Below are 12085 nucleotides of genomic sequence, written 5' to 3'. Positions count from 1 at the left end.
TTATCGACTACTCCATAGCGTAAAACATTACATGGATGTTAATTTTTTATTAAATAATTAAAACCTTCACTATCAGTTTTATCATCGCTAAAACTCAGCCGCGCGACTCCAGGCATTTATTTTCCTCTGGTGATTCGCCGTTGCGATTATTTCACTGGCAAAATGATAATTATCTTCATTCGCAGGGCTTAACTTAGGGTAGCCAACCTGACTTTCGATGATATTACCAATTTTACACATAACGGAAATATACGGTTCCGTTTCTTAACAAACTGTTAATGCGCTCACTAAAAAGCCAAAAAGGCATTAATAACTAAAAACAGGAAACAGATCAGAACAAAAAACTATATAAAACACTTTTCGTGAAAGTTATTTTCAGAAAAAAAAACTGATGTATGATTTGCGTCAATTCCGCCACTGTCCTTTCGGGTAGTCGGAAAAGATTTGTCACGTTAGCGGATTCAAAGCGCGCACCTTAGTTAGAATGCCGCTTACGCTGTTAACCTTCATAATTTAAAAATTGAATGCAAATCTTGCAGGAAGTTAACTGCATGCCGGACTGTTTCTGCATGCAGTAAAAAACAACCCTTATAGGGAATAAACTTTTCATTATGGTTTCATAATATTGAAACTGACCGGGGCGTCGACAGGTTTATGTCGTCGATAGTTGGCAGGCGGAATGTTGTGTTAACCAGAAGAATCTTCGCAACGTTAAATTTATATTATATAAAGGATTATTCATGAAAAAAGTCGCTCTAGTATTAACCGCACTCTCTATGCTGGTTGCTGGCAATGTTTCCGCGGATACTACTGCCCAGGCCGTTGCTACCTGGACCGCCACTGCCAAGAAAGACACTTCTAGCAAACTGGTTGTAACACCAATTGGCAGTCTGTCATTTGATTATGTTGAAGGTATTAAAGGATTTAATACTCAGAAAGGCCTGTTTGATGTCACCATTCAGGGCGAAACCACTGCAACTGGTTTCAAACTGTCTTCTCGTCTGGTTGATACCACTCTGACTCAGCTGGGTTCAACTTCTACCCTGAACGTTGGTGTGGCATACAACGGTCAGAAACTGACTCAAACTGCTGATACTCAGATGATCGACACCGCTACCGGCATGCTGGGCGGCAATTTGAGCCCACTGAGCCAGAATTACAAATCTGCTGACCGTGTAAGCGCAATGGATGCGTTTATGTTCAGCATCGCCAGCGCCACTCAGGATGGTTCTACTGCGGTAACTGATATGAGCACTCTGCCGGACGGCGTATGGTCTGGCGAAGTTAAAGTACAGTTCGACGCTACCTGGACTGCATAATCCCGATAGTTAATGGGCAGGGGTAATCCCCTGCCTTTTTTTTTGAGAATAGAAAATGTTAAAGCAAAGCATATTGGCGCTGCTATTAAGCTGCCCGGTCTTCTCTGCCTGCGCCTTAGATGTCGGTGATATAACCAGTTTCATTTACAGCGGCAGCAATAAATTAACGACAGAGATCAAAAATACTACCAATGGCGGTCGACTGGTGAATATCAGCGTCGAAAGAATCAGTTCTCCGCTGGAGGGCGCTAAAGCGATTCCCATGGAAAGTAAGGATGAGATATTACTGACGCCAGCAAGCTTACTAATGCCGGCACAGAGTAATGAGATGATCCGTTTTTTCTATAATGGTCCGAAAGATAATAAAGAGCGCTATTACCGCATTTACTGGCTGGATCAGGCACTTGGCGAAGCGGAAAAAGGCTTATCTTCACGGCAGGCTATTGTTACCGCCGCCGCAAGGATTAGCACGATTTTGGTCGTTTCACCGGCAAAAGTGAATTATGACTATCAATATGCCAATGGCAAAATCATCAATACGGGAAATGCTTCATTTAAGGTCATTTCATATGGCCCGTGTCTGACTAAGAAAGATAAAGAAAGTTGTAAAGAGAGTTATTACGTTTTACCAGGCCGCTCACGCGCGTTTTCACACGTAAACCTGACTGATAAGACAGGCCGGATAGCGGTATGGGAAGCAGAAAAATTTGTTCCTGTAAAATAGTGAACTTTTTATTGATTAATTACACAGGGAAGTAAAACACATGATGAAGAGGAGAGAAATTGTCAGAAATACGATGATTGGTCTGTCTCTTGTTTTCTCAAATCAAGTCGTTGCGGATCTCCCCCGCAGCGGCTTTATTAACATTAAGGGTGTTATTATTCCGGAAACGTTCAGTCGTTCACTGAACAACGGAATGAGCCTCCCTCTTTTTCTGCATCTGAAAGAGGGCACAAACACCCAGAGCGATCAAAAAATCGGCAACGCCATGATCTGGCTGGATGGCGACCGCATCAAAATTCGCGACATCAAAATTGAACAGAGCGAGGGTAATGCCAGCCTGAATCAACAGATTGCCGCGAGACTGACTGAGCTGACTAACGAAGCTTTCGACTCCCAACTCACCATTGGCGTGAATCCAGCCGCCCATCTGTCGCTGGATATGAAGCAACTGGTCTTGCAGCTGGTGGTTGAACGCAATGGGCTGGGTACACTGCTGCGTTCGCGCAGTGAAGATATTGGCGCATCCAGCGTTGATACGGTGAGTAGTACGCTGAATTACAATTTGGGTCTATATAATAACCAGAATCGCGATCGCAACTCGAACACCTCCAGTTATATTACGCTGGATAGCGTGACGGCGCTGCGTGAGCATCACGTTGCGTTTAACGGCTCGATGTATGGCCTAGGAACCAATCATCAGCAATCCAATCTGTATAAAGCGATGTACGAGCGCGACTTCCAGGGCTACCGCTTTGCCGCAGGTATGCTGGATAGCTGGAACCTGCAATCGCTGGGTCCGGTTACTGGTATTTCCAGCGGTAAAATCTATGGCGTATCCTGGGGAAATCAGGCCAACTCGACCCAGTTTGACAATACCCAGTCGGTTACTCCGGTAGTGGCGTTTTTGCCGGCGGCGGGTGAAGTGCATATCCTGCGTGATAACCGCCTGATGAGCGTACAAAACTTCGCCATGGGTAACCATGAAGTGGATACCCGCACCCTGCCATACGGCATTTATGATGTGCAGGTCGAAGTTATCGTTAATGGTCGTACTGTCGACAAACGAATTCAGCGCATCAATAAAATATTCTCACCGGGACAATCCGGCTCGCGCGCATTTGCCTGGCAGGCGTGGGGCGGCAGTTTCCATATGGATAGCTGGGGACATAATAATCATCGGGAAGCGGCAAAAGAATCCTGGCTCGCCGGTCTCTCTTTCTCCGGCAATGTGCAACGCCTTAACTGGGCGGCCACCGGCTACGGCTATGATAAAAATGGCCTGACCGAAGCTCGCCTGTCGTTACCTGTGACCGAAACCATTAGCGTCAACCAGCAAAATCTGGCCGCCACCGATCGCTCATGGAGTAGTGTTAGCAGCGTCAACGCGGCGCTGCCGGGCGGGTTCAGTTCTGTCTGGCTTAGCCGCGAAAAACGCAACGTGGGCAACCGGCTGCGCCAGGATGATAGCGATAACCGCGCCATTGGCGGCACGCTTAACCTTAACGCGCTGACGCCAGTGTTGGGCACGCTGACGGTAAGTTACAACGATGACCAGCGCAACAATTCGCATTACTACACTGCGGATTACAACCAGAATCTGTATACCGGCTCCTTGGGTAACCTTTCCGTGCGGATGGGCGTACAGCGTTACAACAACGGTGAGTATTACGGCAATACGGATAAGTATATCAGCCTGAATTTCTCAGTACCGATGGGCAACTGGTTCAGCGCTGGCTTTAGCAATCAGCGAGGCGTCACCCTGGCTAACCTTGCCGCGCGCAAGGAGTTGAACTACGGCGTTATCCGTGGCGTGGGTGCCAGTCTGTCACAGGCTGTTTCAGGCAAAAACGTCAGCCAGGAAAATTGGAACGGTAACGCTTATGCCCGCTTTGCCAGCAAATACAGCAACGGCACCGCCAGCGTCAGTACCGGCGCCCGCGGCGACGTTACCAGTAACCTGACAGCCACCGGCGCCGTTGGCTGGCAAGGTAAAAACCTCGCTGCATCGGGCTATTCAGAAGGAAATGCCGGCATCATTATCGATACCGGGCTGGAGGATGACGGCCTGCTCTCCGCCAAAGTGAATGGCCGTCTGTTCGATGTCACGGGCAGCAAGAATTATTTGTCCCTGGCGCCATACTCACGTTATGACATTGAATTATTAAACAATAAAAATGCTGAAAATAGCTATGACATTGTGGATCAGCGCAAGAGTAAGTTCACGCTTTATCCTGGCAATGTGGCGGTGATTAAGCCGGGCATTAAACAGCTGGTGACCGTGTTTGGCCGTATTCGGGCAGAAGATGGCACCCTGCTGACGAATGCGCCGGTGAACAATCACATCGGCCGCACCGTCACCAATGATAAGGGCGAGTTCGTCATGGATGTCGATCGCAAATATCCCACTATCGACTTTAAAACTAGCGGTAATGGGAGCTGTGAAGCCGAGCTGAATCTCAAAGATGCCAAAGGCGCAATTTGGGTGGGAGATGTCACCTGTGTCGGCCTGAACAGCTATGCCAGCAATGAAACATCAGGTAATAACAATGAAAGTTAATTTTTCTCATTTAATTGCGGCTCTGGCGCTCTCTCCGCTCTCCGCGCTGGCGTTAACGGCATCAACTGACTCAGCGGCTCCGGAGCGTCAGTTCCTGTTTATTGAAAATAACACCGACGATAACCTGTTCGTTACGCCATTGGGTACGCTGGCTCCACGACTGACCGGTTCCAATAAATGGACCGGAATGAAATATCAGGGTTCTGGTGAAGCCTTACAAACCAGCCTGGGCTATATTAGCCCAGGCATTACCCGCAATGAACCCGCCGGAAACCGCTTTGATATGTGGCTTGATGGACTATCAGTGGCTTATCCATTAACCGGTCAACGTTGTATCACCTCCATCAGCGGATGTGATATTAATACCGGTGAGGTGAAGGCGGATTATGTTGACCAGACGGGATTCTATGGCGCGTTAAACACCGGCGGTGACAAAGAGTTGCACGGCCTGATTTCGCCGTCATTCTTTGACTTTATGCGCCAGGTGCCGGTCGGGCAGAACTTCACCTTTACTATTAACACCTGTATGACCACTGCGGTCTATGATGCTAAAACCGGAGGCCGATGCCGCGATCAAAGTGAAGGTAGCTGGTATAAGCGCCAAGTCAGCCATACTAAAGGCGCTCATCTTCGTCTGCTGAACATCAACGCCGTCTCTGAGGTTTATATCAATTCCAATGGGGTTCCGGTTCTGGGCGAAGGCAACAGCGAATGCAAGATGCAGGTGATTGGCGCCCGCTCAGGTATCGCCTGTAAAATGGTGCAATATCAACTGAATGTTTCAGGCGTTGCCAGTAACACGTCAATTCATATTTATCCTTATATCACCCTGCCAGGCCTGACGGGTTATACCTCAGCCGATGTGCAGTTTAGTCTGGATGGTAACAGCTGGAAGCAGCTGAACGGCATGAGCAGCTATTACACTTTTAACGAGCTGAAAGGCCGTAACCAGATGTATATGTTCTTCTCCAGCAACTTCTTTAAGAAGCTGGTAGAGGCGGGCTTTAGCGATATGGGTTCACACAACCTGATTAATATCCGCTTTGAGAACACCACTACGCCGGATTCGGGTTGGTATGAATTTTCCACCACCAATGAGCTGATTATTAAACCGCGGGAATTTGGTGTCAGTATTATCGCCGAAGATTTCAGCAAAATCACCCACCGTGAAGGTTATGTTGGCAGTGCTGAACCACCGCTGGAGTACAATTATATTGTCACCACCAGTAGTAAAACAGCGGCCGATCTGGTTGAAGTGAAGGTCACCGCGCCGTCCAAAGTGATTAATGGCCGTTCTTACTGCCTGTTTACTTCAGCGGACGGAACCACTACCGTGCCGTTCCCGGCCCTGCTTTCCATCACCACGGATGCCGGGAAGAACCGCAGTTTTAATGCCGGTTGTGACGATAAATGGAACGATATGACGGATGCGCTGTGGTCGCCTAACCCCTGGCAGGATATTAACGGTGAAACCGGAGTGATAAATAAGACCCGGCTGAAGTTTTCCATCCCGCTGAATGATCCGCTGTCACTGAGGTCTGTCACCGGCCAGGATTGGATGGGCGATGTCAGCACTACCGGCACCATTACGGTAAAAGCCACTTGGAAGAATACCAAATAATGTATCGGTTGTTTACCATACTGCTGTCTCTGTTCGCACTGGCGCCCGCCAGTGCGATTAACGTCGGTAGTATGACCTTTTCACTGGAGAGCGATGCCCGTTTTGTCTCAAAACGGGTAGTTAATAATAACTCTGGCGCCCGGCTGTACCAGGTGAGCGTGACGCAGATCAACCGCCCGGGTGAGACGGAAATCAGCAGCCGCGCGGCGGATGGCGAACTGCTGTTTTCGCCGCGTCAGCTTACGTTGCAGGCGGGCCAGAGTGAGTATTACAAATTTTACTATCACGGCCCGCAAGACAGCACTGAGCGCTATTTTCGTATTCTTTTTCGCGAAATCCCGACCAGCCTGCTGAATTCAGTCAAGCGTAAGAATAGCGATATACGTCTTGACCCAGTGGTTGAGATGAGCACCATTCTGGTGGTGCGGCCGCGAAACGCTGATTTCCGCTGGCGCTATGATGAGCAGAGCCGCCAGATTAGCAATCCTGGCAATACCTTCTTCCGGTTGATCATCAAACCGACCTGTGACAGCAATGACGAAGATTCAGCATCCTATTATATGCGGCCGGGAGACAGTCTGAAACTGGAGGAGAAAGACCTGAACTATCCTAAACTCATTGTTTATAACAATAAATTTATTCCGCTGGATAAGTTTTGCCGCTAGCGCAGCGCAGGGTGGGAGAAAAGCCGTAAAAAAACGGGACGGCATAAGCGGATCCAATCGCATTTGCCTGCAGTCCCGGTAGCATTATCGCGAGCGGATAATCAGCCTGCCGCTGTCATTACTGTTATCACTGCCATTGCTTGCGAAGGAGTCTGTCTTGCGTAAGCGGTCGGCTTTGTCGGTCCTCTCATTCGGGTTCGGTCATTGATAATCCTCTACTGCGACACAAAAAGTGTCATTACATCGCTTATTAGCGTCCTGCTGTTCGGAAGGCGCCCAGTTCAATTGCGCGGCAGGCGTAACAGCTTTGAGAAGCCAGGGGCAATGCTAGATGACATACTTGTACTTCAATAAGTACATTGCTATTATGTCACAAATTGCTTTAAGGAGGCTGTTCAATGCGACATATCACTTTTACAGAAGCCCGTACTAATTTCGCGAACGTACTGAATCAGGTCAGCGATGACGCCGATACCGTCGTTATCACCCGTCGTGGCAGCCGTGACGTAGTGATGATTGATGCAGACGAATACAGCAGCATGGTTGAGACGCTTTACCTGTTCAGTAACCCGGCAAACGCTGCGCATTTAGAGGAATCATTGAACCAGTTAGATCGCGGTGAAACGGTTGAAATTGATGTATGAAAACCGTATTCACGGCGCGCGCCGCTGAGGACTATCGATACTGGCAAGATAACGACCCGAAGAAGTTTGAACGCGTGCGCCAACTTATTAAAGCCCTGCATGCTGACGCGTTCGTCGGGATAGGTAAGCCCGAACCTCTAAAGCACAAAAGGCCATTATGGTCACGACGTATCGACCGTGAACACCGGCTTGTCTATTACGTCAAAGACGGCGAAATTGTTATCATCTCCTGTCGTTTTCATTACACCGGCATCTGATAGGCCCGAATTATGGACTGACCCCATAAAGTTGGACAGTTCATGTTAAGCGGCTTTCAGGGCCTGGGTTCGGTATTCTACCGGACTCAGGCCTTTTAATTTCAGGCTTATTCTTTCGTTGTTGTAGTAATGGATATATCCCTCTATCGCCTCCCTCAGTTCCCTGAGACTCCCGAACTGGCTCAGGTAAAAACACTCCGATTTCAGCGTACCGAAGAAGTTCTCCATTACAGCATTATCCAGGCAATTTCCTTTACGCGACATACTTTGCGTTATGCCCTGTGCCTTTAATTTTGCCTGATAGGCTGCCATTCGATACTGCCAACCCTGATCCGAGTACAACAACGGAGCATCTTCTGGACTGAGCTTTGCGAACGCATCACGCAGCATGGTATTCACCATTTCCATCACCGGTCTTTCCGACAGGCTGTATGAGATGATTTCCCGGTTAAAAAGATCGAGAACCGGTGACAGGTACAACTTTTTACCCTGTATCGAGAACTCTGTAACATCCGTAACCCACTTTTCGTTGGCTTTTGATGCACTGAAGTCCCGACTCAGGATGTTGGAGGCTGCCTTGCCCGCTTCCCCTTTCCAGGCGCGATATTTCTTCACCCTGATAAGCGACCGGAGCGACACCTCTGCCATCAGCCGCTGTACTGTTTTATGGTTCACCAGCAGCCCCTGCTTTCTCAGTGAGAGCGTGATCCTGCGGTAACCATAACGCCCTTTATGATGGTGGTATATCTCTCTGATTTTGTCTTTCAGTCCGGCATGCCTGTCCACTCGCTTCAGCGCGTTCATATTGTGATACCACGTACTGCGGGACATCCCCGCTGCACGCAGAAGGTCACTAAGCGCATAATTACGCCTTAGCTCACTGATTATTGCGGCTTTTTGCCGTTTTTCTCGCTTTGAACTAAGGCCTTTAGCTTTTTTTTCGGTAGGCATTCTCTGCACGCAGGTAACGGAGCTCAGCCCGCAGCTCTTCGGGAGATAACTTTTCCAGCGCCTCATCGGTAACTGGGGATGCTTTTTTGGGTTTTGTCATGCCTTTGCTCCGGCCGGGTTTTATGCTCAGAAGTCCATTCTCACCAGCGTCTTTGTAGACATTAACCCAGTGCCGGACAACGGTCTCGTTTGAGATATTAAACCGTGCGGCAGCTTCGCGCATTGAAAGTTCTTCACCGAGAACAGTTCGGACAACAGCAATCCTGAATGCCGGAGAATGGCGGTCATTTTTCCAGGTAATGCCATCAATGCCGTGTAATTGCCAGGCTCTGACCCAGCGACGAACGGATGTTCTTTCGACACCAAAACGTTCTGCGGTCCGTTGTGTCCCGTCATTGCCGTAGAGGTAATGGCTGACCACAGCCATTCTGGTTTCGAGGGTATATTTTGGCTTCGCCATAAAAAAATGCACCTTACTCAGTTGGGTGTCCAACTTTTGGGGTGCAGTCCATTATACGGGCTTTTTTGTGCCTGTAGGTGCAAACGCATCTGAAAAGTAAGATCGTTAGAGTCGCATATTTCTTTGATATCCTGTTCGCCAATGAAGGGGCATACTTGCGCCTTCCGTGATTTTTTATGTCAGTATCTATTTCTACAGTATTTGTCTGGAACAACTGACCAGCCCCCAGGATTAGATACAACCTTCAGTTAGTAAGGTCAGTTGGTTTTTCTTCATATTTCCCGTTTCGCCAGCCCGCTGCAAATTCAGCCGGCGTCAGGTAATTCAGCGATGAATGTGGTCGACACTCGTTATAATCCTGCCGCCAGTCATTAATGATTTCCCGGGCATGTAGAATATCGCTGAACCAGTGTTCATTCAGGCATTCATCCCGAAAGCGGCCATTGAAACTCTCAATAAATCCGTTCTGCGTTGGCTTGCCCGGCTGGATTAAGCGCAACTCAACACCATGTTCAAAGGCCCATTGATCGAGCGCGCGGCAGGTAAATTCCGGGCCCTAATCAGTTCTTATCGTTGCAGGATAGCCACGAAACAGCGCAATGCGGTCCAGAATACGTGTCACCTGAACGCCTGTAATCCCGAATGCCGTGGTGATCGTCAGACACTCCTTCGTAAAATCATCCACACAGGTCAGACACTTAATCCTGCGGCCGCTGGCAAGTGCATCCATGACAAAATCCATCGACCATGTCAGGTTTGGCGCATCAGGGCGAATAAGCGGAAGCCGCTCAGTCGCCAGCCCCTTGCGGCGTCGCCTGCGCTTTACACTCAGGCCGTTGAGATGATAGATGCGGTATACCCGCTTGTGGTTGACGTGAAGGCCCTCCCGACGCAGTAGTTACCAGATGCGCCGGTAACCAAAGCGGCGGCGCTCAAGTGCCAGCTCTGTGATGCGTAGAGACAGCTGCGCGTCAGCAGCCGGACGCTGAGCCGAATAACGGCAAGTCGACAGGGACAAACCTGCCAGCCTGCAGGCACGACGTTGCGACAGACCTGCGGCCTCACACATGACTTCCACTGCTTCCCGCTTCTGGTCTGTCGTCAGAACTTTCGGCCAAGAGCCACCTGAAGCGCCTCCTTATCCAGCATGGCTTCAGCGAGCAGCTTCTTGAGGCGGGCGTTCTCCTCTTCAAGCGACTTGAGCCGCTTCACTTCAGGGACTTCCATGCCGCCAAACTTCTTGCGCCAGGTGTAAAACGTGGCATCGGAAATGGCGTGCTTACGGCAGAGCTCACGGGCAGAAACTCCGGCTTCGGCCTCGGCCTCGGCCTCGCGGAGAATACTGATGATCTGTTCGTCGGAAAAACGCTTCTTCATGGGGATGTCCTCATGTAGCTTATGAAAACATTACTAACATCGCGGTGTGTTAATCAACGGGGAGCAGGTCAAACTCGGCGGTCGCTGCAGGATTCCACAAAGGCCAGAAAGTCACGCTGATCTGCAAGAATCCGCAGGAAATGATCGGGAGCCTGATGTTATCGAACGGCGAAATTTACGTCCTGGTAAAACCGATTAACGAACAGATCGTAGACGCGTATTTAAAGACCGCTGACCCGAAGCTTTTCAAGGCGGCCAAAAATGCCGAACTCGACTTGCGCCCAACGCGTTATATGAATTGTCGCGGCGCTTATGGGCTGGCGAAAAACGGTAAACCGGTTGATACAAACGAGGCTATCGATCGCACCGGCGTTTTTAAATCGCCACTGGTGTATGACGCCGTACGCGATGTTGTCCGCCAATCCAGGTACGCAGGCCGCCAAAACTCAACCTTAAATATTCTAAACAGGATTATCACATGAAAATTAAACTGATCGCGCTGGCACTTGTAGCCCTGTCATTCGGCGCACAGGCGCAGACTTGCCGAACTGATTCATTCGGTACAACCCGGTGTGATAACGGCACCACGTACCGTACTGATAGCTTCGGCACAACTCGCGACAACAACGGTAACAGCTGGCGGAAAGATTCTTTCGGGACTACTCGAGGATCTGATGGTTCGACGTACAGGACGGACTCTTTCGGCACGACCCGGGACAATCGTGGGAATACATGGCGCACCGATAGCTTCGGCACGACCCGTGGGTCGGATGGTTCAACTTGCCGACGTGATTCGTTCGGTACGCTGCGCTGCAATTAACCAAGAAAAAAACCACACAGCGCACCGGCGACCGAAAGCGCGCCACAGAGCCTCACAGGAACGGTGGATTTTCCCTACACATTTACGACATCAACCTTCGTTACTAGCTAAACGGAAAAGCGGAGATGCGGATGTTTTGTTGGACTGGTTATGTTGTGATCCCCAGACGAACCCTGTAAATAATTCTGTGTAACTGCCATCGTATTAAAGGTGAGCGATCAGGCGGTCACTGAACTCGATAATAAAACGACTCATCGCCAGCCGCCAGTTTTGGATCGGCAAACTCCATTTCTTTGACGCATCCTTGATCGCCAGATAAATAACTTTTCGCACCGAGTCGTCCGTCGGGAACACCTTTCGTTTTTTGATGGCTGCACGGATAACGCTGATTAACTCTCTCCCGAGAGTCCAAGTAATCGTCCGCAACCCCATTAAATGTGTCAACGTTATTTGGGACGGGTCACTGAAAAAGAAAAGGCCGGACATGGGTAAAATGTCTGGCCTTTATTTGATCATAGGAAGAGTAAATTTTTAGGCCAGAGTCAGCGTAAAGGGCTGGCTGTCGAATGACTGGCGGATTTCCGGGCGCAACCCTTTATCAGTAATAATGTCTGTCATCTCCGCCAGCGGCGTGACACAAAACAGCGAGTACGCGCCGTATTTACTGCTGTCAGCCAGCAACACCCGGCG

9 protein-coding genes and 3 pseudogenes are annotated in these 12085 nt (G+C 49.5%); 8 read left to right on the top strand and 4 right to left on the bottom strand.

The genetic code is table 11. The features are described 5' to 3' along the window. Positions 1 to 740 precede the first annotated feature (740 nt). The 7 genes from ecpA to D5398_RS23135 all read left to right on the top strand — a co-directional run bounded on the left by ecpA (position 741) and on the right by D5398_RS23135 (position 7787). Complete coding sequence (gene ecpA / locus D5398_RS23165; protein ID WP_120509719.1) at positions 741 to 1319, top strand: common pilus major fimbrillin subunit EcpA; 579 nt, start codon at positions 741 to 743, stop codon at positions 1317 to 1319. 55 nt (positions 1320 to 1374) lie between these two features. After that, positions 1375 to 2043 carry an EcpB family pilus assembly chaperone gene (locus D5398_RS23160; RefSeq protein ID WP_120509718.1) on the top strand — a complete coding sequence of 223 codons (669 nt, stop codon included), beginning with the start codon at positions 1375 to 1377 and terminating at the stop codon, positions 2041 to 2043. A gap of 73 nt (positions 2044 to 2116) precedes the next feature. Continuing rightward, positions 2117 to 4600 (top strand): fimbrial biogenesis outer membrane usher protein, encoded by a 2484-nt coding sequence (locus D5398_RS23155; protein ID WP_415838474.1) that lies wholly within the window; start codon positions 2117 to 2119, stop codon positions 4598 to 4600. Next, positions 4590 to 6221, top strand: a complete 1632-nt coding sequence (gene ecpD / locus D5398_RS23150) for a fimbrial adhesin EcpD (protein ID WP_120509716.1) — start codon at positions 4590 to 4592, stop codon at positions 6219 to 6221. The genes D5398_RS23155 and ecpD overlap by 11 nt, the downstream gene beginning before the upstream one ends. Then, entirely contained in the window at positions 6221 to 6886 is a 666-nt protein-coding gene (locus tag D5398_RS23145; RefSeq protein ID WP_120509715.1) for a fimbrial biogenesis chaperone, read from the top strand. Before ecpD ends, D5398_RS23145 begins: the two co-directional genes overlap by 1 nt. A gap of 398 nt (positions 6887 to 7284) precedes the next feature. Further along, on the top strand, positions 7285 to 7530 hold the full coding sequence (locus D5398_RS23140) for a type II toxin-antitoxin system Phd/YefM family antitoxin (protein WP_120509714.1): 246 nt from the start codon (positions 7285 to 7287) through the stop codon (positions 7528 to 7530). Continuing rightward, on the top strand, positions 7527 to 7787 hold the full coding sequence (locus tag D5398_RS23135; RefSeq protein WP_120509713.1) for a Txe/YoeB family addiction module toxin: 261 nt from the start codon (positions 7527 to 7529) through the stop codon (positions 7785 to 7787). Before D5398_RS23140 ends, D5398_RS23135 begins: the two co-directional genes overlap by 4 nt. Before the next feature lie 45 nt (positions 7788 to 7832). Here D5398_RS23135 and D5398_RS23130 read toward each other — a convergent pair. Both D5398_RS23130 and D5398_RS23125 read right to left on the bottom strand, forming a co-directional pair. After that, a protein-coding gene (locus D5398_RS23130; protein ID WP_120509712.1) for an IS3 family transposase occupies positions 7833 to 9198 on the bottom strand; the annotation gives its coding sequence in 2 pieces (ribosomal slippage) (positions 7833 to 8726 and positions 8728 to 9198; 1365 coding nt in all). Between the two features lie 244 nt (positions 9199 to 9442). Further along, positions 9443 to 10575, bottom strand: a pseudogene (locus tag D5398_RS23125) (IS3 family transposase). A gap of 155 nt (positions 10576 to 10730) precedes the next feature. Between D5398_RS23125 and D5398_RS23120 the strand changes: the two are divergent. Further along, entirely contained in the window at positions 10731 to 11057 is a 327-nt protein-coding gene (locus tag D5398_RS23120; protein WP_162940821.1) for a hypothetical protein, read from the top strand. Between the two features lie 542 nt (positions 11058 to 11599). Here D5398_RS23120 and D5398_RS23105 read toward each other — a convergent pair. Then, positions 11600 to 11788, bottom strand: a pseudogene (locus D5398_RS23105) (IS256 family transposase); the annotation flags it as partial. A gap of 138 nt (positions 11789 to 11926) precedes the next feature. Next, positions 11927 to 12085, bottom strand: a pseudogene (locus D5398_RS25710) (DeoR/GlpR transcriptional regulator); the annotation flags it as partial.

Source organism: Rahnella bruchi, from assembly GCF_003614975.1.
Lineage (GTDB): Bacteria > Pseudomonadota > Gammaproteobacteria > Enterobacterales > Enterobacteriaceae > Rahnella > Rahnella bruchi.
Note: the sequence above shows the minus strand (reverse complement) of the source record. Positions and strands in the feature narration are given on the sequence as shown.